Origin of the sequence: Microbacterium sp. Mcb102 (assembly GCF_024519805.1) — a bacterium.
In the GTDB taxonomy this organism is placed as follows: Bacteria; Actinomycetota; Actinomycetes; order Actinomycetales; family Microbacteriaceae; genus Microbacterium.
In genome coordinates this window covers 23,202-46,958 of sequence record NZ_JALJRG010000010.1, presented here as the reverse complement: position 1 = coordinate 46,958, position 23,757 = coordinate 23,202, and the positions used below count along the sequence as shown (strand labels likewise).

Below are 23,757 nucleotides of genomic sequence, written 5' to 3'. Positions count from 1 at the left end.
ATACTCAGTGCTGCTCAACCGCAATAACAGTGCTGCTCAGCCCCTCGAATACTCAGCCTACTACTGCTCGCAGTTCACCGGCCCAAAACAGTGGGCGCCAGGAGCGTACTCCTGATCGCCGACGCTCGAAGGCCAATCTCGCGGTAGCGAGAGTTCTTCCCGGCTCCACGGCGCACGCCTCCTCGGAGTGGACGGACTAGCTCTCGGGTGCGTCCAGCACCTCGTCGATGAGGCTGATGCCGCCCGTGGAGCTCGCGGACTGCATCAGGTCCTGGATCCATTTCGGATTCAGCTGCGGCGCCTCCGGCTCGTCGAAGGTGAAGCGAAGCGGTATCGACGGGTGCAGCCAGATGGTCGACCGTCCCATGGGCTGCCCTTCAGGGTGCCGCCACGAAAGAGTGAAACTCTCGTTGCGTCGGAGCTTCGTCGCGATGACGACCTTCAGATGCGCGAGTGCGCGGTCCTCGATGTGGATCTCGTCACCGCTGCCGTACTGGATCGTGCCCATGCCAGAACGATAGTCGCCCCATGCGGATGGGCCGAATCCCTGTGCCCGCGCCGATGCCGAGGGTGAGAAACCTGAAAACGCATTCCGATGTATCGCCTCAGTCGATGATATGTTACACATCAGGCAGGTTTCCTGGCGGGCCTCTGGATCGTGCCAGGTAGAAGACGCGCAGGTGGCCGCCTCCCCGCTCCGGCCACCTGCGCTTGCCTGCTTGGTTTCGGGGACCAGACAGCAAGGGAGAGGGCGAGATCTTGAGCAGTGCACCCGATACGGCGACGGTCACTCCGGAGTGGCAACACGACTACCCGTACGCGAAGAAGCTCTCCACGGCGGAATACGAACGAGAGAAGCGGTTGCTGCAGATCGAGCTCCTGAAGCTCCAGTCGCACATCAAGCACTCCTCCGAGCGCTTGCTCATCCTTTTCGAAGGACGCGACGCGGCGGGGAAGGGCGGGGCGATCAAGCGCTTCATGGAGCATTTGAACCCTCGAGGAGCCCGGGTCGTCGCGCTCGACAAGCCGACGGATGCCGAGCGTACGCAGTGGTATTTCCAGCGCTACATCGCGCACTTGCCTTCGGGCGGCGAGATCGTGATGATGGACCGCTCCTGGTACAACCGCGCCGGCGTCGAACGGGTCATGGGGTACTGCTCATCGGCCGAGTACGAAGAATTCATGCAGACCGCGCCGCAGTTCGAGCGGATGATCGTGGGGTCGGGCATCCGCCTCATCAAGCTGTGGTTCTCGGTGGGAGAGGCCGAACAGCGACGCCGGTTCAGGCGCCGTAGCGAGGATCCCGTCAAGCAGTGGAAGCTGAGCCCCACGGACCTCGCCAGCATCGACCGCTGGGCGGACTACACGGCGGCGAAGGAAGCGATGTTCTTTCACACGGACACGCCGACCGAGCCCTGGATCGTCATCAAGTCGAACGACAAGAAGAGGGCTCGGCTCGAGGCGATGAGGTGCGTCCTCGCCCGATTCGACTACCCCGGCAAAGATCCCCTGGTCGCTCACGCCCCGGACACCCGGCTCGTCGGGCGGCCCTCGCAGATCTACGACGAGGGCGAGACGCCCAGAAGCGATTCCTCCCCTGCCGACCACGAAAAGTGACGTCATCCGGGAATGCGCGAAGACCGATCCGCGGTTGTCTTCGTCATGACTCGTATCGGCACCAGTGATCTTGACGTCCTCCCGCTCGCGCTCGGCGGCAACGTGTTCGGCTGGACAGCCGATCGCGATGCGTCGTTCGCAGTGCTCGATGCATTCGTCGACGGGGGCGGGGACTTCGTCGACACGGCCGATTCGTACAGCTCCTGGGTGCCGGGCAATGACGGTGGCGAGAGCGAGACGATAATCGGTGAGTGGCTCGCATCCCGCAAGCCATCCGGTGTCGTCGTCGCGACGAAGGTGAGCCAGCACCCGCAGTTCCGCGGCCTCTCCGGGGCGAATGTGCGAAAGGCGGCCGAGGCCTCGCTCCGGCGTCTCGGCGCCGATGAGATCGACCTGTACTACGCGCACTTCGACGATGACACCGTTCCACTGGAAGAGACCGTCGCCGCGTTCGGACAGCTCGTCGAGGATGGCCTGGTGCGTCACGTGGCGGTGTCGAACTACTCCGCCGAACGCATCAGAGAGTGGATCGAGATCGCGCGTCGCACGGGCGTCGCTGCGCCGGTCGCCGTTCAGCCGCACTACAACCTCGTTCATCGCAATGAGGTCGAGGACACCATCATCCCGGTCGCCGAGGAGTTCGAGCTCGGGCTTGTTCCCTACTACGCGCTGGCGAGCGGATTCCTGACCGGCAAGTACCGCTCGTCCGATGTCGCGGGGCAGGACTCCCCGCGTGCGCAGGGCGCCGCGAAGTACGCGACCGAGGCGGGCCTGCGCGTCATCGATGCGCTCGAGCAGATCGCCGCCGCCCACGGCGTGTCGATCGCCGCGACGTCCCTCGCCTGGTTGCGGGCGCAGCCGACCGTGGTCGCGCCGATCGCGAGTGCTCGCACGGTCGCGCAGGTGCCCGACCTTCTGGCGGGTGCTCGCCTCGAACTCTCCACCGACGAGGTGGGGCTGCTCGATCGGGTCTCTGAATGGACCCCCGCCGGCGCCTGAGGCCTCAGGTCTCGTTTCCGACGAGGCCGAGTCTGTGCGCGAGGATCACGGCGTGGATGCGATCGCGCGCGTGGAGCTTCGCCAGCACCCGACCGACGTGCGTCTTCACGGTGGATTCGCCGACGTAGAGGGCGTGGGCGATCTCGGCGTTGGTCAGCCCGCGTCCGATCGCGAGGAATACGTCTCTCTCGCGTTCGGTGAGCGAGTCCAGCGCCGCGCTCTCCGCGGCATCCGGTGTCGGGGAGGACGAGGCGCTGAGCTGCGGGGTCACGTGCTCGAGGAGCATCCGCGTGATCCGGGGAGAGAGCGCGGCATCGCCACGGTGTACGGCGCGGACGGCGGAGATCATCTCGTGACGCTGAGCGTCCTTGAGGAGGAAGCCGCTGGCACCGGCACGGATGGCGCCGAAGGCGTATTCGTCGAGGTCGAACGTGGTCAGCACGAGCACTTTCGTCTGAGGGCGATCCCGCACGATGGTCTCGGTGGCAGCGATGCCGTCCAGCTCCGGCATGCGGATGTCCATGAGCACCAGGTCGGGTGCGAGTGCGGCGCTCTGCGCGATCGCCGCCCGCCCGTCGCCGGCCTCACCGACCACGACGATGTCGCTCTCCGCTTCGAGGACCATCCGGAACCCGACGCGAATCAACTCCTGGTCGTCCACCAGAAGCACCCTGATCGCATCCGTCATCCGTCGTCCTCCGTCGATTCGTCTTGTGGGGCGGGGGCAGCCGCCTTCGTCGGCAGCACAGCGCGCAGAACCCATCGTCCCCCGTCGGTCGGCGCGGACTCCACGCTTCCCTGCACGTGAGCGGCGCGCTCGGCGAGTCCGCGCAACCCGAAACCTTCGGTCCCGATGCCACCGGTCGCGCCGTCGTTGACGATGTCGATCGTCACGGAGTCCGGTGTGTACTCCAGCCGCACAGTGATGGCCGACGCGGTCGGGGCATGTCGCATCGCGTTCGTCACGCCCTCCTGCACGATCCGCCCGATCGCGTGGGCGACGGCGGGGGAGACTTCGGCCTGCCCCGCGACCGTGAGCGTCGCGGGGTATCCGGCGCGCTGCGCCGCCTCGACCGTGTCGCGCGGCGGCGCTGGCTTCATGGGTGCCAGGGGCAGCGGAGAGTCGTCGTCCCGCAGCACACCGAGCATGGCTCGCATCTCGGTCAGGGCCGCACGAGCGGTGTCGGCCGTGTGGATCGCCGCTCTGCGTGCCTGCTCGCGGTCGGGCGTCGCGGCGGCACCCTCGGAAAGCGCCACGATCACCGTCAGCGAGTGGGAGACGATGTCGTGCATCTCCCGAGCGATGCGGGCCCGTTCGGATGCGGCGGCGAGCTGCGCCTGCTGGTCACGCTCGACGAGCAGCTGCCGCGAGCGATCGATGACGGCCGACAGATAGCGCTTGCGGCCGCCGACGTTGACGCCGATGAGTATGCCGATCAGACCGAGCACGATGTAGCTGAGCGCGGTGTCGAGTCCGTTCTGCATCACGATCACGCCGGTGAGCATCAGGAGCCCACTGAGCAGGAGGAACCACACCGCGCCGATTCCGTAAGAGGTCCAGGCGGTGCGTGACGACCGGTAGACGGCGAGACCGTAACAGGCGACGAGTAGCAGGATGGTGCCACTGGACGGCCCGGTGAACAGACTGGCCGTCCCCAGGATCATGGCCGCGAAGAAGGGAACGAGCGGCGCCCGCCGTCGCCACAGCAGTGTGCTGCACGCCACGACGACCATGGCCACGGTGGCGATGTTGAGCGCGATGTAGGCGGATTCAGGGACGGACTCATCGACGAACCGACCCGCCGGGGCGAGCGAGAGGAACAGGCAGAACAACGTCAGCAGGACGTCGGCGAACACCGGATGACGGGCCCAGTATCGGCGGAAGAGGCCCGGCGCACGCGGAAGCCGCAGCTCCTCGTCCTCTCGGATCGAGTCGCTGCGGCTTCGCGTTCTGCTCACAGGGGCGACTTTACGCGTCGCGGGTGCGCAGCACGCCCCACGCGACGAGGGCACCGCCGGCGACCCAGCAAGCCAGAGTCAGGAACGCGACCGGGGCATCGAGTGTCGCGCCGTCGCTCGGCAGGATCGCGCTCTGCGCAGCTGCTACGGGCAGGTAGGCGGATGCGTCGATGACCCATGCCCACGCCTCGCCGGCGAATGAGAAGAAGTTCGCCACGATCGGCAGGACGAACAGGACGCCGACGGTTGCCGCGATGGCTCCGGCCCCCGAACGCAGGATGAACCCGAAGGCGACTCCGATCAGGGCGAACACCGCCATGGCGAGGGAGGAGACGACGATGGGCAGGAACGACGCGGCCGGGTCCGACCAATCGATGCTCTGATCCCGCGGCGCCACGATGAGCGAGACCGCGACGGCCGCGAGACCGAAGATCACCAGGGAAGACAGGAACATGAAGACCGCGAGCACGGTCGACTTGGCCGCCAGCACCGACCCGCGGATCGGGTTCGCGGTGAGCGTCGAACGGATCATCCCGGTCGAGTACTCGCCCGTCACGGAGATCGCACCGATGATGCCGGCGAGCAGCATCGTGAACTGGATCGGCATGACGACGGCCTGGATCGGCTCGAACCCCGGCATGTCGACCGCCTGTGCGATCAGCACGGAGATCCCGATGGTGAGGGCCGCGGCGATGCCGATGGACCACCACGTCGAGCGGAGGGTGGCGAGCTTGATCCACTCGCCACGCAGGGCGCGGACGAAGGTCAGCCGGCGACCGGTGTCGACGCGCGGCCGCGCGGGCGCGGGTGCCTGTGTCGTGGTCATGAGATCTCCTTGGTGCGGTACTCGACGGAGTCGCCGGTGAGGGCGAGGTAGGCGTCTTCGAGCGATCCGGTGGTGGGGGTGAGCTCGTGCAGCGGGATGCCGCGGTCCGCGGCGAGATCGCCGATGCGGGCAGCGGGGAGACCCACGATGTCGAGGAGGTCGGGAGCCGAGCTCACGATCTCCACACCCGGGCCGCCGACGACCGCGGCGAGATCGGTGGGTCGCGGGGTGCGCACACGCACGGTGTTCTGCGTCCAGGAGCGCACGAGTTCGGCCAGCGGAGCATCCGCCAGCACGCGTCCGCGCCCCATCACGATGACATGGTCGGCGGTCTGCGCCATCTCGCTCATCAGGTGGCTCGACAGGAGCACCGTGCGTCCCTCGGAGGCCGCGTGCCGGACGAACTGACGCACCCAGCGCACGCCCTCAGGGTCGAGGCCGTTGACCGGCTCGTCGAGGATCAGCGTGTGCGGGCCACCGACCCGATGCCCGCGAGGTCGATGACCTCGTCGACGCGGGAGGAGGGGATCCCGTGGGTCGCCGCCATCGCCCGAAGGTGATTGCGTGCCGTCCGCCCGGTGTGCACGGCCTTCGCGTCGAGAAGGACGCCGACCTCGGTGAGCGGCGCGCGAAGCTTGCGGTACTCGCGACCGGCGATCTCGGCGCGTCCGGACGTCGGCCGGTCGAGGCCCACGATCATTCGCATCGTGGTCGACTTGCCGGCACCGTTCGGACCGAGGAAGCCGGTGACGCTACCCGGCTTGACGGTGAACGACACGTCATCGACGGCCGTCTTGTCTCCGAACCTCTTCGTGAGGCCTTCTGCTGTGATCATGTGGACAACGCTACGGAGCGTCGGGCCGTCGCGCGTCCTCCCCAGGTACCGTCCTCCGGAGCAGGATGTCCTCCCCGCGGCGGATGGATCGGCTCAGGAACGGGGACGGGCGTGGACCCGTGCGGCCATCTCGTCGGAGGCGAGGATCGCCTCGTCGATGATCTCCCTCGACGGTGGCGCCGTCAGCCAATCGTGACTCAGCGAGGCCGGGACGAGCAGCGGCATGCGATCGTGCAGATCGACGAGGTGGTCGGGGGCGGGGCGCATCACGATCGAGTAGCACGTGTACCACTCGCCGTCAGCGGTGCGACCCCGCTGTGTGACCGCCGCCATGCCGAAGAGCGTGCCCTCGTCGATGAGGAACTCGTTCCACTGGCGCGACGGCTTCTGCATCTCGTACCAGCTGGTCGCCGGGACGATGGCCCGCGACTTCGCTCCGCCCGGGCGCTCCTGCAGGCGCTCGGATCGCGTGTTGATCGAGGGGAACTTCGCCGGCTCACCGTTCACGAGAAAGCCCCACCACGCGGGTTCCAATGTGGGAGCGGCATCGGGCTGCACGATCACCGGGTTGAGGTTGCGGAGGTTCTTCCCCGTCGGACGGATGGTCTCACCGGCGTTCCCCTCCGCCCAGACACGCAGGCCCTCGAGCACCGCATCGTCGGCGGCGGCGAGGACTTCCGCATCGGTGAACCGGGGATCGAGACCGTAGCTCGCGCACATGCCGTCAGCGTAGCCCCGGCCGCCGACATCCGTCACGCCACGGCGGGCTGGGGCTCCGATAAGGTCGACGGGTGCCAGAAACCCGTCGACTCCCCGCGCCCCTGGCACTCGGCGGGGCCGTCGCGATCGGAGTCATGACGGCGATCCAGGCCCGGATCAACGGCGTTCTCGGGGTGCGCGTCGATGACGGCATCGTGGCGGGCCTCCTCTCGTTCTCGGTAGGCCTGCTCGCACTGGTCGCCGTGATCTGCTGCATCCCCTCCGCCCGGCGGGGAGTGGGACGCCTCCGGAGCGGCATCCGACGCCACACGATCCCGTTCTGGATGCTGCTGGGCGGGGCGTGCGGAGCCCTCACCGTGTCCACCCAGGGGCTGACCGCCGGGGTCCTCGGCGTCTCGCTGTTCAGCGTCGGCGTCGTCGCGGGCCAGACCCTGCACGGACTCGTGCTCGATCGGATCGGGTTCGGCCCTGCGGGCGTGGTTGCGGTCACCCCCGGCCGGGTCGCCGGCGGCGTTCTCGCGCTCGCCGCGGTCGGCATCTCGTTGTCGGGCGACGTGCTCGCCACCGCCCCGCTGTGGATGCTGCTGCTGCCGTTCGCCGCCGGAGTCGGAATCGCGTGGCAGGCGGCCACGAACGGTCGCCTTTCGCAGCGTGTGCAGTCGCCGCTCGCCGCGACTCTGATGAGTTTCATCACCGGCACCGTCATCCTGCTGCTCGCGGCCGGGACGAGCATCGCCTTCCGCGGGATGCCCGATGCGCTCCCCGTCGAGCCGTGGCTGTACCTGGGCGGGTTCCTCGGCGCGGCCTACATCCTGCTCGGCGCGTTCATCGTCGCGCACACCGGTGTGCTCCTGATGGGGCTGGGCTCCGTGCTCGGGCAGCTCGTGACGTCGGTCGTGATCGACCTGATCTGGCCTCCGGCAGCAGGACCGGCCCTCTGGCAGGTCATCGCCATGGTCGTCGTCGCGGTGGCGTCCGTGATCGTCGCCGTTCCGCGAAGACGCCGCCGCTGACGCGTTACTTCTTCTTCGCCTTCTTCGCCCCGGCCTTCGGCATCCGCGTGATCAGCTTGCGTGCATCCACGGCCTTGCGGCGGCCGGGCTTCTTGCCCGCGGGCTTGCCTCCCACGTACAGCCAGCCGAGGAGTTCCTCGTTCTTGTCGAGGCCGTGTGCCTTGGCGACGGCCTTCGCGCGCGTGTAGTGCCCCGTGCGCCAGATGACGCCCCAGCCGGCTTCATCGAGGAGCAGGCTCAGGGTGTGGGCGACTCCGGAGGCGACGGCCTCCTGCTCCCACCGCGGGACCTTCTCGCTCTTGCGATAGCTGGCGACGACCGCGATCAGCAGCGGTGCGCGCAGCGGCTTCGACGACGGGGTCGCGTCTCCCTGAGCTTTGGCGATGGCAGCGCCGAGCATCTCGCGATCCGCTCCGCGCAGTTCGATGAGCCGCCACGGACGGAGCGAGGAGTGATCCGCGACGCGACCCGCTGCGGCGACGAACGTCAGCAGCTCTTCACGGCTCGGCGCCGTCTCGTCGACCTTCGACCAGGACTGGCGCGCGCGGACCGCGTCGAGAGCACTCACGAGGCGTCGGGGGTGAAGTTCATCGCGATCGAGTTCATGCAGTAACGATCTCCGGTCGGCGTGCCGAACCCGTCGGGGAAAACATGACCGAGATGCGAGCCGCAGTTGGCACAGCGCACCTCCGTTCGCACCATGCCCAGGCTGTCGTCCTCGATGAGTTCGACCGCGTCGGGGCGGATCGACTCGTAGAAGCTCGGCCAGCCGCATCCGGAGTCGAATTTGGTTCCGCTCTTGAAGAGTTCCGCGTTGCACGCCCCGCAGGTGTAGAGGCCTGCGCGCTCCTCATCGAGCAGCTCACCCGTCCAGGCCCGCTCGGTCGCGGCCTGACGCAGCACGGCGTACTGCTCATCGCCGAGCTCGCGGCGCCATTCGTCTTCGGTCTTGTCCACGCTGTACGACATGTGTCCTCCTCAGTCCACTCCATTCTCTCTCGTCGGACGAGGCCCCGGGCGCTGCGCGTCAGAATGGACGGATGACGGATGCCGTGCAGGAGCGCTACGCGCGATTCGCCCGTGACGAGGCTCCGGGGCGGAGCGCGCTCTATGCCGAGTGGGCGGCGGGGGTCGCCGGGGATGAGGAGGTGCAGCGCATCCTGCTCCGGATCCCGGAGACGAGGCGCCAGCCGCCGCTGGTGTTCGCCGTCACCCGGCTGCTCGGCGTCCCGCTCGAGCCGTATGCGCGGTGGCGTGCTTTCGTGCTCCGGAATGCGGACGAGATCGTCGTCGAGTGCGCGCGCAGGTCTTTGCAGACGAACGAGCCCCTCCGTCTCGCGGCACTTCTGCCGGTGCTCTCCGAGATCGAGGGGCCGATCGCGCTTCTCGAGATCGGGGCGTCGGCGGGACTCTGTCTCTACCCCGATCGGTACTCGTATCGCTTCGTGGACGAGGACGGGGTGCTCCGCGCCGGCCTCGACCCGGCGGACGACGTCTCGACGGTCGTGCTCGAGAGCCGGGTGACCGGTCCGCTTCCCGCGCTCCGGATGCCGGAGGTGGTGTGGCGTGCCGGGATCGACCTGGCGCCGCTCGATGCCGCCGATGAACGCGATCGGCGTTGGCTGCGCGGTCTCGTGTGGCCGGGGGAGCCGGGGCGCGAGGAGCGCATCGAGGCCGCCCTCGACATCGCAGCCGGTGATCCTCCTCTTCTGGTGGAAGGGGACGCCGGCACGCACCTCGCCGCGCTGGCGTCGGCGGCACCCCCGCAGGCGACCCTCGTCATCACCACTCCTGGCGTGCTGGTGCACATCCCTCGGGTGGAGCGGACGGCGCTGATCGCGAGGATCTCGCGCATGGACGCCCGCTGGATCACGATCGATCCGCCCGCGGTGACCGACGCCTGGGAGCCGCCCGTCGATGCGGATCGGTGGCGGGGGTTCGTGGTGGCGCTCGACGGACGGGTCCGCGCGGCCGCAGATCCGCTCGGGCGATGGTGGGAGTGGCGACCCGGCCTGCCGGCGGATGCGTCCTAACCTGGAGCCATGCTCGGAGATCTCACGGAGCGCGATCGCGCGATCCTCGCCCTGGAAGCGGCATGGCCGCGCCACAGCGGGGCGAAGGAAGAGATCATCCGCGCCCAGCTCGGGATGAGCGCCGCACGCTACTACCAGCTGCTCGGACGACTGATCGATTCCGAATCCGCGCTCGAATACGATCCGATGCTGGTGCGCCGCCTCCGCCGACTCCGCGATTCGCGTGCGACCCGGCGCAGCGCGCGGCTGCCCGGTTTCGTCGGCTGAGGCTCTCCGGTGACTGCTCGCCGGCGACGCGCGCACCTCCGGCCCGGCGGCGAAACGGATTGACAGGAAGGTGCCGCTAGCATCGAGGGGTGTCAAAGCCCACCCGCGATCGCTTCGATGATGCTCCCCGTACGTCCGGACGGGTGGGAGCGCACCGTGCCGAAGCGCCGGGGATGAACGGCTGGGTCGTGCTGCTCTGGTCGTTCGTGGCTGCACTCGTGCTCATCATCGCCGGCATCTTCGGCTCGCTGGTGGTCATGGGCCGTGTCTCGCTGTTCCCCGACGCGGCGCCGAGCGCTGTGCCGACGCCGGAGGAGACGGGGATCGTCGACCCCAGCATCTCGGTGATGATCCTGAACGGCACGCCCGACGAGGGCGCCGACACGCGCATGCGCGACACGCTCATCAACAACGGCTGGGCTGCTGACAACGTCTTCGCGGGCGACAGCTCCAGTCAGGATTTCGCCAACACGACCGTGTTCTACGTCGAAGACGCGGACGAACTGGCAGCCGTCGGTCTGGCTGACCTCCTCGGCGGTGCAGCCGTGCAGCAGAGCGACTACTACTCCGGTCAGACGGAGGACGGACAGACGCAGTTCACCGTCGTGATCGGCCTCGATCGGTCGACCTCGGCACCTGAGACGCCGGAAGAGGCGCCTGCCTCCTGACGTCGGGATGCGCCCCGCCTCCGGCGGCTTGCACTCGAAGGTGTCGAGTGCCAGAATGGCGTTAGCACTCTCACACTCTGAGTGCTAAACCCAACGTCTACGTCCAGGAGGGACGAAAAAACTCATGGCAAAGATCATTGCTTTCGATGAGGAGGCCCGCCGCGGCCTCGAGCGCGGCCTCAACATCCTCGCCGACGCGGTCAAGGTGACCCTCGGCCCGCGCGGTCGCAACGTCGTCCTCGAGAAGAAGTGGGGCGCTCCCACGATCACGAACGACGGAGTCTCCATCGCCAAGGAGATCGAGCTGGACGACCCGTACGAGAAGATCGGCGCGGAGCTCGTCAAGGAGGTCGCGAAGAAGACCGACGACGTCGCGGGTGACGGCACCACCACCGCCACGGTCCTCGCACAGGCTCTGGTCCGCGAGGGCCTGCGCAACGTCGCAGCCGGCGCCGACCCCATCTCGCTCAAGCGCGGCATCGAGAAGGCCGTCGCCGCGATCACCGAGGAGCTCCTCTCGAGCGCCAAGGAGATCGACTCCAAGGAGCAGATCGCCGCCACGGCATCCATCTCCGCTGCAGACCCGGCGATCGGCGAGCTCATCGCCGAGGCGATCGACAAGGTCGGCAAGGAAGGCGTCGTCACCGTCGAGGAGTCGCAGACGTTCGGCACCGAGCTCGAGCTCACCGAGGGCATGCGCTTCGACAAGGGCTACCTGAACCCGTACTTCGTCACGGACCCGGAGCGCCAGGAAGCGGTCTTCGAAGACCCGTACATCCTCATCGCGAACCAGAAGGTCTCCAACATCAAGGACCTGCTGCCCATCGTCGACAAGGTGATCCAGGACGGCAAGGAGCTCGTCATCATCGCCGAGGACGTCGAGGGCGAGGCTCTCGCGACGCTCGTGCTGAACAAGCTCAAGGGCATCTTCAAGTCGGTCGCCGTCAAGGCTCCCGGCTTCGGCGACCGCCGCAAGGCGCAGCTGCAGGACATCGCGATCCTCACCGGTGGTCAGGTCATCACCGAGGAGGTCGGCCTCAAGCTGGAGAACGCCACGCTCGACCTGCTGGGCCGTGCGCGCAAGGTCATCGTCACCAAGGACGAGACCACGATCGTCGAGGGCGCCGGTGAGGCAGACCAGATCGAGGGTCGCGTCACGCAGATCCGTCGCGAGATCGAGAACACCGACAGCGACTACGACCGTGAGAAGCTGCAGGAGCGTCTGGCGAAGCTCGCCGGTGGCGTCGCCGTCATCAAGGCGGGCGCGGCCACCGAGGTCGAGCTCAAGGAGCGCAAGCACCGCATCGAGGACGCCGTCCGCAACGCGAAGGCAGCCGTCGAAGAGGGCATCGTCCCCGGCGGTGGCGTCGCGCTGATCCAGTCGGGCACGAAGGCTCTCGACGGCCTGACGCTCTCGGGCGACGAGGCGACCGGTGCGAACATCGTTCGCGTCGCGATCGAGGCTCCGCTCAAGCAGATCGCGCTGAACGCCGGTCTCGAGCCGGGGGTCGTCGCGAACAAGGTCTCCGAGCTCCCCTCGGGTCAGGGCCTCAACGCGGCCACCGGTGAGTACGTCGACATGTTCGCTGCGGGAATCATCGACCCGGCGAAGGTGACCCGCTCGGCGCTGCAGAACGCAGCCTCGATCGCGGCTCTCTTCCTCACCACCGAGGTCGTCGTGGCTGACAAGCCCGAGAAGGCCGCTGCTCCGATGGGTGACCCGTCGGGCGGCATGGACTTCTGATCCAGCCCTCATGACAGAACGCCCCCGGCTCCGGCCGGGGGCGTTCTGCGTTCGTGTCGGGCGAGGTTCAGCGGAACAGGCTGGCCGAGTACTGGTCGGCGTCCGCGTACTGAGAGGCTGCCGACCCGAGCGAGGTGCCGATCGAGTCGAGCACCTGTTCGACATGGAGCTGCGCGCCCTGCCACTGCTCCGCGCAGCCCTGGAAGGCGGTGGATGCACTGCCGACCCAGGAGGACTGCAGCTGCCGCAACTGCGCCATGAGCGTGGCCGACTCGGTCTGCAGTCGTTCGATGGTGGCTCTGGTCGCTCCGTGCGCGGCGTGGACGGCTTCGGTGTCGACGGTGAAGACGGACATGAGAACTCCTTCTGTTGGAGTTCCGACGCTAGGCGGGCTGGCCCTGCCCGCTCCGTCCCCAGGCCGCTCGCGCACAGCGGGTGTGCAGAACCACGAGCCACGGCGGGTCGTGCAGAGCCGTCAGGACAGGTCGAGCCGTTCCAGGGGCTGGGTGTCCTCGAGAAGGTGCTCGGGTGTGGCGCGGGCAGGCGCGAGAGGGAGCGTGACCGTGAACGTCGCTCCACCTCCCGGAGTCTCCGAGACGTCGACGCCGCCGTGCAGCGCCTTCATGATCGACGCGACGATCGCGAGCCCGAGGCCGGAACCGCCGGTCTCGCGTGCGCGGGACGTGTCGGCGCGCCAGAAGCGCTCGAAGATCTGCTCCCGGATCTGCGGGGGGATACCCTCGCCGTGGTCCACGATCGAGATGCTGCCGGTGCCGAGCACCCGGTCAGAATCGACGACGATCTCGATCGGGCCGTCCTCGGGGGAGAAGCGGCGGGCGTTCCCCAACAGGTTCGTCACGACCTGCCGCACCTTGTTCTCTTCGCCCAGAACGATCGGCGGGGTGCGCACGGGGATGTCGGGGATCTCGGTGAAGTCGATCGCCGGTGCCGGATCCGGCTGCCGCGGACGACGCCGCAGGCGCGAAAGCGCGGTGCGGGAGAGCCCTCGTGCGGGCGGTGTCGCCGGCTGATCCGGTTGAGGAGCAGCCGTGTCCTGTAGCTGGATGGGCGACATCGCCTCGACCGTGCGATCGATCACCGTCACTGTCCGCCCCGGTGCTGCGGCGCGCAGATCGAGAGCGGCGTCCCGGGCGATCGGTCGCAGGTCGAGCGCGACGATCTCGGGCTCGCGCTCTTCGTCCAGACGTGCGAGCGCGAGGAGGTCCTCCACCAGGACACCCATGCGGATGGCCTCCTTCTCGATGCGCTCCATGGCTCTGGCGGTGTCCTCCTCGCCCTTGATCGCCCCCATGCGATACAGCTCCGCATAGCCGCGCACGCTCACCAGCGGCGTGCGCAGCTCGTGGCTCGCGTCCCCGATGAATCGTCGCATGTGCTGAACGCTGCGGTCGCGCTGAGCGAGTGAGCCGTCGACGCGATCCAGCATCGTGTTGATCGCCGTGTTCAGTCGCCCGACCTCGGTGGTCGGTTCGAGGTCGGTCAACCGCTGCCGGAAGTCGCCTGCCGCGATGGACATGGCCGTCGCCTCGACCTGACCGAGCCGGCGGAAGGTGAGTGTGACGAGCCCCCGGGTGAGGAGTGCCGCGATGAGGATCGTGATCAGCGCGATCGTGATGTAGATGCCGAAGTACTGGCTGATGATGCGGTCGGCGGGTGCGAGCGGCAAGGCGACCAGTTGGATGCGCAGCGCACCGCCCTCCGACCCCACCACCGCGACGGCGCCATGGAAGACGCTGCCGTCTGCGCCGGGGATCTCGAGCGGAATCTGATCGGTGTCTGCGGTCGCCTTGGCGAGTGAGTATTCCGAGGGGAAGAGAGGGGCCTGACCCGACGTGCCTCGCGCAGTGGCACGGAGCACCCCTGTCGCGTCGTAGATCGCGAAAGAGAAGTCCCGTGGCTTCTCTTCACGCGGGGTATAGGTCGTGACGCCGTCGACCGTCGTGGCATCGAAGTACCGTTCGACCAGATCGCTGGACACCAGTGCGGGCAGCTGCGCATCGATGTTGGCGACGAGTGCGTTGCGGAGGATCGGTACGGTTCCGAGACCCGCGACGAGAAGACCGAGAGCGAGCACCGCCACCGTGACCCCGGTGACCTTCGCGCGCAGGCTGATGCGGCGCCACCAGGCGGTGACCGCATCGGGCTTGTTCGCCATGCGGTCCTCCTCGGGCGTTCTGTACGCCGTGGGACGGCGCTGGTGGTCGGGGTCGGTCGTCAGACCGACTTGCCGACCTTGAGCATGTATCCGAACCCGCGCTTGGTCTGGATGAGCGACTCTTCGGTGTGCGGGTCGATCTTGCGACGCAGGTACGAGATGTAGCTCTCGACGATCCCGGCATCGCCGTTGAAGTCGTACTCCCACACGTGATCGAGGATCTGTGCCTTCGACAGAACGCGATTCGGGTTGAGCATCAGGTAGCGCAGCAGCTTGAACTCGGTCGGGCTGAGTTCGATCGGCTCCTTGCCCACATGGACATCGTGCGTGTCCTGATCCATCGACAGCTCGCCCGCTCGGATGATCGACTCCTCGTCGGCCTGCATCGTGCGCCGCAGGATCGCCTGCGCCCTCGCGACGATCTCGTCGAGGCTGAAGGGTTTGGTGACGTAGTCGTCGCCGCCCGCGTTGAGGCCCTCGATCTTGTCCTCGGTCCCGTCCTTCGCCGTGAGGAACAGGATCGGTGCGGTGAACCCGGCGCCGCGGAGACGCTTGGTGACGCTGAACCCGTTCATGTCCGGGAGCATGACGTCGAGGATGATCAGGTCCGGCTCCTCTTCGAGGACGGCCGAGATCGTGGCGGCGCCGTTGGCCACCGTCTTCACCTGGAATCCGGCGAAGCTGAGACCCGTCGAGAGCAGGTCACGGATGTTGGGTTCGTCGTCGACGACCAGGATGCGCGGAGCAGTCATGTCCCCATTATGGTGACTTCGGCCATGCAGTTGCTGACTATTGTCCGGAACGGCGCGGAGTCGCGCACCTCTGCATCGTTGAGAGGATGGGAGCATGAGCTCGAACGAGGACGCCCCCGCCGCCCCCGCATCCGCCATCGCTCCGGCCGTGCCCTCGCCCGCCGAGCAGATCCCCTACCACCGTCTGGCACGCCTGCGACCGAGGTACCGCTGGTGGCGGATGCTCGTGACCGGAGTCGTCGGAGTGGCGCTCTACGTGGCGATCCTGCTCCTCCTGATCGTGCCGCTCGTCGTCGCCTCGCTGCTCGTGCCGGGTTGGGGAGCCGAGATGCAGGTTCTCCTCACGACGGTGCAGTACTTCGACCTCGATCGCCCCTGGCTCTTCCTCGCACTGGTGCTGCCCTTGATCCTGATGATCCCCGCGCTCCTGCTCGCGTCGCGCATCGTCGAGGGGCGCGGCGTCGGCCTGTTGTCCTCTGTCACCGGACGGTTGCGCATGGGGTGGCTCGTCCGGAGCCTGCTGCTGGCACTCGCGGTGTTCGTCGTCTACTTCGCGGTCGTGCTCGGCGGGGCGGCCGCCACGGGCGAGGTGATCGTCGTCGACTTCTCCCACCCGGCGCTATGGGTCATGGTGCTGCTCGTGCTGCTGCTCATCCCGCTGCAGGCCGCCGCCGAGGAGTATGTGTTCCGCGGCTATCTGATGCAGCTCGTCGGTGGCTGGTTGCGGCATCCGGCCTTCGCCATCCTGCTCCCGGTGCCGCTGTTCGTGCTCGGGCACGGCTACGACATCTGGGGGGCGGCGAGCGTGGGCATGTTCGCGATCGTCGCCGCGTGGCTGACCTGGCGCACGGGCGGTCTGGAAGCGGCGATCTCCCTGCACATCGTGAACAACGCGCTCATCTTCCTGCTCGGCACCGTCAGCCTCGTCGATGCCAACGCCACCACGGGAACGCCCGTCGATCTGCTCGCGTCGACGGTCGCGATGGTCGTCTATGCGCTGCTCGCCGACCGGTGGGCGGGCAGGCTCGGCATCGTCCGCACAGCGAGCAGGGTGACGGGCGCCGGCGTCGGAAGCGGAACCCATCGCCTGGACCCGATGCTGCACGGCTGAGCGGTACAGCCGCCGGAGGGAGGCTCAGGCTGCGATCGCGTCCGAATCCATGATCGTGTAGCTGTACCCCTGCTCGGCCAGGAAGCGCTGGCGGTTCTGCGCATAGTCCTGGTCGATCGTGTCGCGCGCGACGAGGGTGTAGAAGCTTGCGGTGTGTCCGGACTGCTTGGGGCGCAGTAGTCGACCGAGTCGCTGCGCCTCCTCCTGGCGGGATCCGAACGAGCCGGACACCTGGATGGCGACCGAGGCCTCCGGCAGGTCGATGGAGAAGTTCGCGACCTTCGACACGACGAGGAGCGAGATCTCGCCCTCGCGGAAGGCGCGATAGAGCTCCTCGCGCTCGTCGATCGGGGTCGCACCCGTGATCTGGGGAGCATCCAAGGCGGCCGACAGCGACTCGAGCTGATCGAGGTACTGTCCGATCACGAGGATGCGCTCGCCCTGATGCTTCGCGATCAGCTCGCGCACCGCCTTGACCTTGGCCGGAGCGGATGCCGCGAGTCGGTACCGTTCGTCGTCGGTGGCAGCGGCGTACTCGAGGCGGTCGCTCGGCGGGAGGTCTACGCGCACCTCGTAGCAGGCGGCGGGGGAGATGAAGCCCTGCGCCTCGATCTGCTTCCACGGGGCGTCGAAGCGCTTGGGGCCGATGAGGCTGAACACGTCGCCCTCGCGGCCGTCCTCGCGCACGAGGGTCGCGGTGAGTCCGATACGGCGGCGGGCCTGGAGATCGGCGGTGAGCTTGAACACCGGCGCCGGCAGCAGGTGGACCTCGTCGTACACGATGAGGCCCCAGTCGAGGGCGTCCAGCAGCGCGAGATGAGCGTACTCGCCCTTCCGCTTGGCGGTGAGGATCTGATAGGTCGCGATCGTGACGGGCTTGACCTCTTTGGCCTGGCCCGAGTACTCGCCGATCTCTCCGGGAGTGAGGCTCGTGCGCTTCAACAGTTCGTCGCGCCACTGTCGCGCGGAGACGGTGTTGGTGACCAGGATCAGCGTGGTGGTCTTGGTCGCCGCCATCGCGCCGGCGCCGACGATCGTCTTGCCCGCGCCGCAGGGCAGGACCACGACGCCCGATCCGTCCTTCGAGAAGGCGTCGACGGCGTCCTGCTGATAGGGGCGGATGTGCCAGCCGTCCTCGGCGAGGTCGATCTCGTGCGGAGTGCCCGGTGTGTAACCGGCGAGATCCTCGGCAGGCCAGCCGATCTTCAGCAGTTCCTGCTTGATCTGCCCGCGCGCCCAGGCGTCCACCACGAAGACCTCGGGAGTCGGATGCCCGATCAGGAGGGGCTGAATGCGCTTGTTGTTCGCGACCTGGGCGAGCACGGCGGGGTCGGAGGAGCGCAGGATGAGGGTTCCCTCGTCGTCGCGCTCGATGACCAGCCGGCCGTAGCGGTTCACGGTCTCGCGCAGATCGACGGAGACCGACGGCGGAACGGGGAAGCGCGACCAGCGATCGAGCGTCTCCAGCATGTCTTCCGCGGTGTGCCCGGCGGCGCGTGCGTTCCACAGTCCGAGGCGGGTGATCCGGTAGGTGTGGATGTGCTCGGGGGCTCGTTCCAACTCGGCGAAGATCGCGAGTTCGTGGCGGGCGCTCTCGGCGTCGGCGTGGGCGACTTCGAGCAGCACGGTGCGATCGCTCTGGACGATCAGGGGGCCATCAGACATAGCTGTCCAGTTTACCGGTCGCGAGAGGCCCTGGGCCTACGGCCCGACGATCGTCGCTGCGAGGATGCTCGACACCGGGAGCGTGCGCTCGACGTCGGCCGCACGGTCCCGGCCGCGAAGACGACCACCACCCATCCCCGTGGCTTCAAGGAGGAGTTCTCGGGTGGAGCCGTCCGGCATCCCGACCGTGACCTGGAGGACGGATTTCGCGCGCACCGCCGCCTCGAGCTCCCGGTCGAGCCAGGCGGCGTCGGCATCCGGGCCCTGGTGCGAACGCAGGCGTGTGATGAGGGGGGTGAGATCCAGGGTGTCCAGGTCGGGCAGCGTCGCCGGGGCGGCGGGGTGCCGTTCGCGCACCAGGAGAGCACCGTCCGCGCCGACCAGAGTCGCCGGATACCTCGCGTCGGTGAGCGCCCAGTACACCGTCTCGCGGCTGACGCGGGTGGTGAGCGACCCGACGTGCACCGCGAGCGCGAGCGGACGCAGCGACTGGTCGACGGCCATCGCCTGGATGAGGTGCGAATCCGTGCTCTCGATCCGCGTGCGACCGGTCTCCTCATCCGTGAACACGCGGACGAGGCCGTGCCGTTGAGCGGTCTGTGCGATCAGGTAGCCGAGCGGCTGCGGTATGCCTGTGAGGGAGAGGGAGCCGAGGAACTCGAGGATCGACTGCTCGGTCTCGCCGGCGACGAACGCGTGCGCCACCGATTCCGTGGTGAACCGGTACGACGATGCCTGGGCCGCTGACTCGCGGGCGGCGATCGTGCGAAGACGCACATCGAGTGCGGGTTCCAGCGGGCCGGGGGCGATCGCCGTGAGGTCGTTCTGCAGGAAGATCCGGTCCACTTCCGCCGGCAGCAGCCGCACGAGGGCCCGAGCGTCGGCATCGCCTCCGGCGCGCAGCCCGACGGCCCATTCCGGTTCGCTGCCGTCTTCGGCGATCAGCCCGAGCAGCCGCGCTGCCTCGTGCAGGACACGGGCGCGGTCGGGCCACGTCGGGTCCCACGGATGCGCGTCGCTCCACGACTGTGGAGGCGTCCACCCGCCGTCGGGAGAACGGACGCCGCGCGGCAGGGCGTCGCGGAACGACGTCGCCAGCACGCTCCAGCGTTCGACCGCCGAGGAGCGCAGCCAGGCTTCTGCGGATTGGCTCGATCGCAGTCGGCGGTCCGCCGCGACCGCGAGCCCGGACTCGAGCGCGATCGACACGAGCGTGTCCACGATCTCCACGGGCACGCCTGCTTCGCCGAGCTGACGCTTCTCGCCGGCGTTCACGCCTCCGCCGGTGAGCAGCGAGAACGGATTCTCCCTCGCGACGAGAAGCAGGTCCGCGAGCACGGCGACCGTCGTGAACGCACGTTCTGCGGCGTGGGCCGATGCCGTCTCGGAGGAGGGGACGGCGGTCGGCTGATCGGCCGGGAGGTCCGGAACCGAGCGCCCCGCGAGCGCTGCGGTCACGGGGGGATACGGGGCGCCGTCCGCCCGGAGCAGGGCCAGTGCCGTCAAGCTCTCCTGCTGCACTCCGGCGCCGACGCCCGAGGCCGCGTCGATCAGCGCCTTCGCCTCCGCGGCGGTCAGCGAGGGAAGAACTTTCGACAGGGAGGTGGGGTCGAGGAGGGACTCGGCGGCGTCGAAGAAATCCTGCCAGCCGACGTCCGGTCGCACCCGGCGCGCCGTGAACAGTCGTCGGAGGTCATCGTCGCTCGCCTCCGACAGCCAATCCGCCAGCGGTCGCGCGTGAGTGCTCATGGCCGATGCCTCACGAACGCGAAGACGCGCGGCCCTTTCGGATGAAGCTCATCGTGAGGAGGGTGATGATCATCACGAAGGCGAGAGGAAGTCCCCAATAGGGGATCGCGGCGATGAGAGGCCACACGCCATGGCCGAAAGCCTCTTGATCCATGCCGACCCAGGTGCCGATGATGATGGCGAAGAAACACACCACAGCGGCAGCGGCGATTCCGAGCGCGCCGAAGGTCAGGAAGCGGTCCACCCGACGGATGGGGACCTCCGGCTCGGAATTCTGCGTGCTCATCCGTCCCAGCCTACTCGTACTGCGCCCATCGGTTCCGCGGGCCGTGCGACCGGTAGGCTGGGGGGACGCGCACGAGCGCGCCCACTGTTCTGCATATCGATCTCAGCGAGGTTCTCCCATGCCCACCGGCAAGGTCAGGTTCTACGACGAAGACAAGGGTTTCGGCTTCATCGCCAGCGATGACGGCCAGGACGTCTTCCTGCACGCCTCCGCGATGCCTACCGGCACCGCTGTGAAGGCCGGTGCGCGCGTGGAGTTCGGCGTCGCCGATGGCAAGCGCGGTCTCCAGGCTCTGTCGGTGCGTGTGCTCGAAGCGCCGCCCAGCCTGTCGAAGGCCAAGCGGAAGCCGGCCGATGACATGGCGATCATCGTCGAAGACCTCGTCAAGCTGCTCGACGGCATCGGCGGAGACCTGCGCCGCGGGCGCTACCCCGCCTCCGGACACGGCCGCAAGATCGCTGCCGTCCTGCGCAAGGTCGCTGATGACCTCGAAGCCTGACGCCGACGCGCGTCTCGTCGGCGCCCACGATCTCGCCCTGGCAGCGCTGGGCGAGATCACTCCCGCGTCCACGGTCGGTCCCGCAGCCGGGTACCTCATCGAAGAGGACGGCTCTGTGTCGTTGCGGTTCGAGAACCGTCTGGCCGGCTACCCCGGCTGGTACTGGACCGTGACCGTCGCGCAGGTCGATGATGAGGATCCGACGGTCCTCGAGCTCGAGCTTCTGCCCGGCGACGGAGCCCTTCTGGCGCCGGAATGGGTGCCCTGGGCCGAACGTCTGGCCGAGTACCGCGCGCATCAGGTGGAACTCGCGGAGGCCGCGGCCGCCGCGGGTGACGAGAGCGCCGAGGACGCCGACGATCTCGATGACGAGGATGCTCTCGACGACGACATCCTCGACGATGACGACGATGAGCTCGACGAGGACGATGACCGTGCTGCGGACATCCTCCACGCGGGCGATCTCGACGGGGTCGACATCGATGAGCTCGACGAATCCGACGACGACGCCGACGCCCTGGATGCGGACGCCGGCGAGGTCGACGAAGAGGAGTGAGTCCGGGCGCTCAGGCGCCCAGGTTCTCCAGCACGAAGTCGATCGAACGGGTGAGCTGACGCACGTCGTCCGGGTCGATCGACACGAAGGTCGCGACGCGTAGCTGGTTGCGTCCGAGCTTGCGATACGGCTCGGTGTCGACGATGCCGTTCGCCCGGAGGGTCTTCGCGATCGCCGCCGCGTCGATGCTGTCGTCGAAGTCGATCGTGGCGACCACCGGAGAGCGGTGTGCGGCGTCCGTCACGAAGGGCGTGGCGATCGACGACGCCTCGGCCCAGGCGTACAGCACCGAGGACGACTCGGACGTGCGGGCCGCCGCCCAGGCGAGCCCACCGTTGTCGAGGATCCAGCGCAGCTGGCTGTCGAGCAGGTGCAGCGTGGTCAGTGCCGGGGTGTTGAGCGTCTGGTTGAGCCGGGAGTTGTCCACGGCGTTCTTCAGGCTCAGGAACTCGGGGATGTACCGACCGGATGCTGCGATGCGCTCGATGCGCTCGATCGCAGCCGGTGAAACCGCCGCGAACCACAGGCCGCCGTCCGAACCCAGGTTCTTCTGCGGGGCGAAGTAGTAGACGTCGGCCTGAGCCGCGTCGAAGTCGATGCCGCCGGCGGCGCTCGTCGCGTCGATGACGGTCAGCGCGCCGTCGGCGTCGATGCGGCGGACGGGAGCGGCGACGCCGGTCGAGGTCTCGTTGTGGGGCCAGGCATAGACGTCGACACCCGGCACGGGCTCGGCGACGGTCAGGGACCCGGGCTCGGCCTTGCGCACGTCGGGAGCCTCGAGCCAGGGGGCACCGGCTGCGGCGGCGAACTTACCGCCGAACTCGCCGAAGACGAGGTTCTGGCTGCGACGTTCGATGAGGCCGAAGGCCGCGGCGTCCCAGAAGGCGGTCGAGCCGCCGTTGCCCACCAGGATCTCGTATCCCTCGGGGATGCGGAACAGGGCGGCGAGCTGCTCGCGCACGCTGCCGACGAGGTTCTTCACGGGCGCCTGGCGGTGCGAGGTCCCGAGGATCGACGCTCCCGATGCGACCAGCGCCTCGAGCTGCGCGGGGCGCACCTTCGAGGGGCCGCAGCCGAAGCGGCCGTCAGCGGGCAGGAGGTCACCGGGAATCTCGATCGCCATGGGTCGATTCTAGAGGGCACCCGGCGGGTCGCCGGACCGGCGACGGATCCGATGTCGGTCCGGGAATGTAGGCTTGCCTAAGAACCCCGGAGGGCCTGCACATGACCGATCTGATCGACACCACGGAGATGTATCTCCGCACCATCCTCGAACTCGAGGAGGAGAACATCGTGCCGCTGCGCGCGCGCATCTCCGAGCGCCTCGGTCACTCCGGCCCGACGGTCTCGCAGACCGTGGGGCGCATGGAGCGCGATGGCCTCGTCATCGTCTCGGAGGACCGCACGCTCGAGCTCACCGACGCCGGCCGCCGCAAGGCCGTCGACGTGATGCGCAAGCACCGTCTCGCCGAGCGTCTGCTGTCGGATGTCATCGGACTCGACTGGGCGTACGTGCACGAAGAGGCCTGCCGGTGGGAGCACGTGATGAGCGAGCAGGTCGAGCGCCGCCTGGTGGAGCTGCTCGGGCACCCGACCGAATCGCCCTACGGCAACCCGATCCCCGGCCTCGACCAGCTCGGCGACCTGCCGGCTCGCACCTTCGACGAGGGCGTCATCGGTCTCGTCCAACGACTCAACGCAGCGGGCGAGCCCGTCGAGGGGACCGTTCGTCGCCTCGCCGAGCCCGCGCAGGTCGACCCCGAGCTGCTGGAGCAGCTGCGCGATGCCGGTGTGGTTCCCGGAGCGCACGGAGACTTCCGCTTCAGCGAGGGGTACGTCCTCATCCAGATGGACGGCAAGGAAGACGGTCTGGAACTCCCCGTGGAGCTTGCATCGCACATCTTCCTCGTGGGCGAACCCGCCTGATCCGGCACGGATTCCGTGCCTCGCAGCGGCATGTGGAGTGCTCCTGATGCGGCCTCTGCGACGATTGTCAGGTTCCCGGGGTGACACGATCGTTATCTTCCGGTAACCTCGGTCGAGTCGCCAGCGAAGAAGCCCGCTGGAGATGGACCGCGAAGATACGCCTTTCAGGCTCGTCGTCTTCACGGCAGGAACGCACAAAGTACCCGAGATACGTTCGTGCCACGAGAGCAGAGTGCCGACGAGCCAGCGCTACCCGAAAGCGCTAGGGCCCAGGAGGACCACGTTTTGGCCGCAGACATCGAACAGCCCGCGAAGAAGACATCTGGAGACCGAGTGAGCGCACGACGTGCAGGTGC

Annotated in this window: 25 protein-coding genes and 1 pseudogene; 11 read left to right on the top strand and 15 right to left on the bottom strand. The window is 68.1% G+C overall.

The annotated features are described in order from the left end of the window. Window positions 1-196: 196 nt before the first annotated feature. Entirely contained in the window at window positions 197-508 is a 312-nt protein-coding gene (locus tag OC372_RS19270) for a hypothetical protein (RefSeq protein ID WP_262003878.1), read from the bottom strand. A 248-nt stretch (window positions 509-756) separates the two neighbouring features. Here OC372_RS19270 and ppk2 point away from each other — a divergent pair, with 248 nt between their 5' ends. Beyond that, entirely contained in the window at window positions 757-1,617 is an 861-nt protein-coding gene (gene ppk2 / locus OC372_RS19265) for a polyphosphate kinase 2 (RefSeq protein WP_410054878.1), read from the top strand. A 45-nt stretch (window positions 1,618-1,662) separates the two neighbouring features. Further along, on the top strand, window positions 1,663-2,616 hold the full coding sequence (locus tag OC372_RS19260; protein ID WP_262003873.1) for an aldo/keto reductase: 954 nt from the start codon (window positions 1,663-1,665) through the stop codon (window positions 2,614-2,616). Window positions 2,617-2,620: 4 nt separating this feature from the next. On the opposite strand, the gene OC372_RS19255 is transcribed toward OC372_RS19260, so the two are convergent. The 5 genes and pseudogenes from OC372_RS19255 to OC372_RS19235 form a co-directional block, all read right to left on the bottom strand. Next, window positions 2,621-3,304 (bottom strand): response regulator, encoded by a 684-nt coding sequence (locus tag OC372_RS19255; protein WP_262003872.1) that lies wholly within the window; start codon window positions 3,302-3,304, stop codon window positions 2,621-2,623. Next, window positions 3,301-4,575 (bottom strand): sensor histidine kinase, encoded by a 1,275-nt coding sequence (locus OC372_RS19250; protein WP_262003869.1) that lies wholly within the window; start codon window positions 4,573-4,575, stop codon window positions 3,301-3,303. Before OC372_RS19250 ends, OC372_RS19255 begins: the two co-directional genes overlap by 4 nt. A 10-nt stretch (window positions 4,576-4,585) precedes the next feature. Further along, entirely contained in the window at window positions 4,586-5,401 is an 816-nt protein-coding gene (locus OC372_RS19245) for an ABC transporter permease (protein ID WP_262003866.1), read from the bottom strand. After that, window positions 5,398-6,236 (bottom strand): annotated as a pseudogene (locus OC372_RS19240) (ABC transporter ATP-binding protein). The gene OC372_RS19245 and the pseudogene OC372_RS19240 overlap by 4 nt, the downstream one beginning before the upstream one ends. A gap of 93 nt (window positions 6,237-6,329) precedes the next feature. Then, entirely contained in the window at window positions 6,330-6,956 is a 627-nt protein-coding gene (locus OC372_RS19235) for an SOS response-associated peptidase family protein (RefSeq protein ID WP_029262752.1), read from the bottom strand. Window positions 6,957-7,057: 101 nt separating this feature from the next. Between OC372_RS19235 and OC372_RS19230 the strand changes: the two genes are divergently transcribed. Then, complete coding sequence (locus OC372_RS19230) at window positions 7,058-7,969, top strand: DMT family transporter (protein ID WP_262003887.1); 912 nt, start codon at window positions 7,058-7,060, stop codon at window positions 7,967-7,969. Window positions 7,970-7,973: 4 nt separating this feature from the next. Here the strand turns inward: OC372_RS19230 and OC372_RS19225 are convergent, their stop codons facing one another. Together OC372_RS19225 and msrB are read right to left on the bottom strand one after the other, a co-directional pair. Beyond that, window positions 7,974-8,537, bottom strand: coding sequence for a nitroreductase family protein (locus OC372_RS19225; RefSeq protein ID WP_029273975.1), 564 nt, complete (start codon window positions 8,535-8,537; stop codon window positions 7,974-7,976). After that, the gene (gene msrB, locus OC372_RS19220) at window positions 8,534-8,938 is read right to left on the bottom strand and encodes a peptide-methionine (R)-S-oxide reductase MsrB (RefSeq protein WP_029262749.1); all 405 of its coding nucleotides are present in this window, start codon (window positions 8,936-8,938) and stop codon (window positions 8,534-8,536) included. The genes OC372_RS19225 and msrB overlap by 4 nt, the downstream gene beginning before the upstream one ends. A gap of 71 nt (window positions 8,939-9,009) precedes the next feature. Between msrB and OC372_RS19215 the strand changes: the two genes are divergently transcribed. From OC372_RS19215 to groL, 4 genes are all read left to right on the top strand, one after another. Beyond that, window positions 9,010-10,002 (top strand): DUF2332 domain-containing protein, encoded by a 993-nt coding sequence (locus tag OC372_RS19215; protein ID WP_262003864.1) that lies wholly within the window; start codon window positions 9,010-9,012, stop codon window positions 10,000-10,002. Window positions 10,003-10,011: 9 nt separating this feature from the next. Continuing rightward, entirely contained in the window at window positions 10,012-10,269 is a 258-nt protein-coding gene (locus OC372_RS19210) for a DUF3263 domain-containing protein (protein ID WP_029262747.1), read from the top strand. Window positions 10,270-10,358: 89 nt separating this feature from the next. Beyond that, complete coding sequence (locus OC372_RS19205; RefSeq protein WP_029273976.1) at window positions 10,359-10,937, top strand: LytR C-terminal domain-containing protein; 579 nt, start codon at window positions 10,359-10,361, stop codon at window positions 10,935-10,937. Between the two features lie 124 nt (window positions 10,938-11,061). Then, the gene (gene groL, locus OC372_RS19200; RefSeq protein ID WP_029262745.1) at window positions 11,062-12,681 is read left to right on the top strand and encodes a chaperonin GroEL; all 1,620 of its coding nucleotides are present in this window, start codon (window positions 11,062-11,064) and stop codon (window positions 12,679-12,681) included. Between the two features lie 67 nt (window positions 12,682-12,748). Here the strand turns inward: groL and OC372_RS19195 are convergent, their stop codons facing one another. From OC372_RS19195 to OC372_RS19185, 3 genes are all read right to left on the bottom strand, one after another. Further along, entirely contained in the window at window positions 12,749-13,036 is a 288-nt protein-coding gene (locus tag OC372_RS19195) for a WXG100 family type VII secretion target (protein WP_105711327.1), read from the bottom strand. Window positions 13,037-13,156: 120 nt separating this feature from the next. Further along, the gene (locus tag OC372_RS19190) at window positions 13,157-14,857 is read right to left on the bottom strand and encodes a sensor histidine kinase (protein ID WP_262003862.1); all 1,701 of its coding nucleotides are present in this window, start codon (window positions 14,855-14,857) and stop codon (window positions 13,157-13,159) included. A gap of 59 nt (window positions 14,858-14,916) precedes the next feature. Then, window positions 14,917-15,609 (bottom strand): response regulator transcription factor, encoded by a 693-nt coding sequence (locus OC372_RS19185; RefSeq protein WP_029262742.1) that lies wholly within the window; start codon window positions 15,607-15,609, stop codon window positions 14,917-14,919. Between the two features lie 94 nt (window positions 15,610-15,703). On the opposite strand from OC372_RS19185, the gene OC372_RS19180 reads away from it, so the two are divergent. Continuing rightward, window positions 15,704-16,720 carry a CPBP family intramembrane glutamic endopeptidase gene (locus tag OC372_RS19180; protein WP_262003859.1) on the top strand — a complete coding sequence of 339 codons (1,017 nt, stop codon included), beginning with the start codon at window positions 15,704-15,706 and terminating at the stop codon, window positions 16,718-16,720. A gap of 24 nt (window positions 16,721-16,744) precedes the next feature. Here OC372_RS19180 and OC372_RS19175 read toward each other — a convergent pair whose 3' ends face one another. From OC372_RS19175 to OC372_RS19165, 3 genes are read right to left on the bottom strand one after another with little or no spacing between them, the layout of a single operon-like run. Next, window positions 16,745-18,385 (bottom strand): DNA repair helicase XPB, encoded by a 1,641-nt coding sequence (locus tag OC372_RS19175; protein WP_262003857.1) that lies wholly within the window; start codon window positions 18,383-18,385, stop codon window positions 16,745-16,747. 36 nt (window positions 18,386-18,421) lie between these two features. Next, window positions 18,422-20,134 (bottom strand): helicase-associated domain-containing protein, encoded by a 1,713-nt coding sequence (locus OC372_RS19170; protein ID WP_262003855.1) that lies wholly within the window; start codon window positions 20,132-20,134, stop codon window positions 18,422-18,424. A gap of 10 nt (window positions 20,135-20,144) precedes the next feature. Then, a complete protein-coding gene (locus OC372_RS19165) occupies window positions 20,145-20,420 on the bottom strand; it encodes a multidrug ABC transporter ATPase (RefSeq protein WP_105711324.1) in 276 nt (91 codons plus the stop codon). 118 nt (window positions 20,421-20,538) lie between these two features. On the opposite strand from OC372_RS19165, the gene OC372_RS19160 reads away from it, so the two are divergent. Further along, window positions 20,539-20,919, top strand: a complete 381-nt coding sequence (locus tag OC372_RS19160) for a cold-shock protein (protein ID WP_029262737.1) — start codon at window positions 20,539-20,541, stop codon at window positions 20,917-20,919. Further along, window positions 20,903-21,475 carry a DUF3027 domain-containing protein gene (locus tag OC372_RS19155; RefSeq protein WP_262003852.1) on the top strand — a complete coding sequence of 191 codons (573 nt, stop codon included), beginning with the start codon at window positions 20,903-20,905 and terminating at the stop codon, window positions 21,473-21,475. The genes OC372_RS19160 and OC372_RS19155 overlap by 17 nt, the downstream gene beginning before the upstream one ends. Before the next feature lie 10 nt (window positions 21,476-21,485). On the opposite strand, the gene serC is transcribed toward OC372_RS19155, so the two are convergent. Continuing rightward, window positions 21,486-22,598 (bottom strand): phosphoserine transaminase, encoded by a 1,113-nt coding sequence (gene serC / locus OC372_RS19150; protein ID WP_262003850.1) that lies wholly within the window; start codon window positions 22,596-22,598, stop codon window positions 21,486-21,488. A gap of 101 nt (window positions 22,599-22,699) precedes the next feature. Between serC and OC372_RS19145 the strand changes: the two genes are divergently transcribed. Next, window positions 22,700-23,401: a metal-dependent transcriptional regulator gene (locus tag OC372_RS19145; RefSeq protein ID WP_029262734.1), complete on the top strand. Its 702-nt coding sequence runs from the start codon at window positions 22,700-22,702 to the stop codon at window positions 23,399-23,401. The last annotated feature ends 356 nt before the right edge of the window (window positions 23,402-23,757 follow it).

Coding starts and splice junctions, on each gene's coding strand:
- OC372_RS19235 (WP_029262752.1), bottom strand. CDS start 6,956: ATGTGCGCGAGCTACGGTCTCGATCCCCGGTTCACCGATGCGGAAGTC.
- OC372_RS19260 (WP_262003873.1), top strand. CDS start 1,663: ATGACTCGTATCGGCACCAGTGATCTTGACGTCCTCCCGCTCGCGCTC.
- OC372_RS19170 (WP_262003855.1), bottom strand. CDS start 20,134: ATGAGCACTCACGCGCGACCGCTGGCGGATTGGCTGTCGGAGGCGAGC.
- OC372_RS19255 (WP_262003872.1), bottom strand. CDS start 3,304: ATGACGGATGCGATCAGGGTGCTTCTGGTGGACGACCAGGAGTTGATT.
- OC372_RS19210 (WP_029262747.1), top strand. CDS start 10,012: ATGCTCGGAGATCTCACGGAGCGCGATCGCGCGATCCTCGCCCTGGAA.
- OC372_RS19145 (WP_029262734.1), top strand. CDS start 22,700: ATGACCGATCTGATCGACACCACGGAGATGTATCTCCGCACCATCCTC.
- OC372_RS19245 (WP_262003866.1), bottom strand. CDS start 5,401: ATGACCACGACACAGGCACCCGCGCCCGCGCGGCCGCGCGTCGACACC.
- OC372_RS19190 (WP_262003862.1), bottom strand. CDS start 14,857: ATGGCGAACAAGCCCGATGCGGTCACCGCCTGGTGGCGCCGCATCAGC.
- serC (WP_262003850.1), bottom strand. CDS start 22,598: ATGGCGATCGAGATTCCCGGTGACCTCCTGCCCGCTGACGGCCGCTTC.
- OC372_RS19215 (WP_262003864.1), top strand. CDS start 9,010: ATGACGGATGCCGTGCAGGAGCGCTACGCGCGATTCGCCCGTGACGAG.
- OC372_RS19155 (WP_262003852.1), top strand. CDS start 20,903: ATGACCTCGAAGCCTGACGCCGACGCGCGTCTCGTCGGCGCCCACGAT.
- OC372_RS19195 (WP_105711327.1), bottom strand. CDS start 13,036: ATGTCCGTCTTCACCGTCGACACCGAAGCCGTCCACGCCGCGCACGGA.
- groL (WP_029262745.1), top strand. CDS start 11,062: ATGGCAAAGATCATTGCTTTCGATGAGGAGGCCCGCCGCGGCCTCGAG.
- OC372_RS19185 (WP_029262742.1), bottom strand. CDS start 15,609: ATGACTGCTCCGCGCATCCTGGTCGTCGACGACGAACCCAACATCCGT.
- OC372_RS19270 (WP_262003878.1), bottom strand. CDS start 508: ATGGGCACGATCCAGTACGGCAGCGGTGACGAGATCCACATCGAGGAC.
- msrB (WP_029262749.1), bottom strand. CDS start 8,938: ATGTCGTACAGCGTGGACAAGACCGAAGACGAATGGCGCCGCGAGCTC.
- OC372_RS19160 (WP_029262737.1), top strand. CDS start 20,539: ATGCCCACCGGCAAGGTCAGGTTCTACGACGAAGACAAGGGTTTCGGC.
- OC372_RS19165 (WP_105711324.1), bottom strand. CDS start 20,420: ATGAGCACGCAGAATTCCGAGCCGGAGGTCCCCATCCGTCGGGTGGAC.
- OC372_RS19175 (WP_262003857.1), bottom strand. CDS start 18,385: ATGTCTGATGGCCCCCTGATCGTCCAGAGCGATCGCACCGTGCTGCTC.
- OC372_RS19180 (WP_262003859.1), top strand. CDS start 15,704: ATGAGCTCGAACGAGGACGCCCCCGCCGCCCCCGCATCCGCCATCGCT.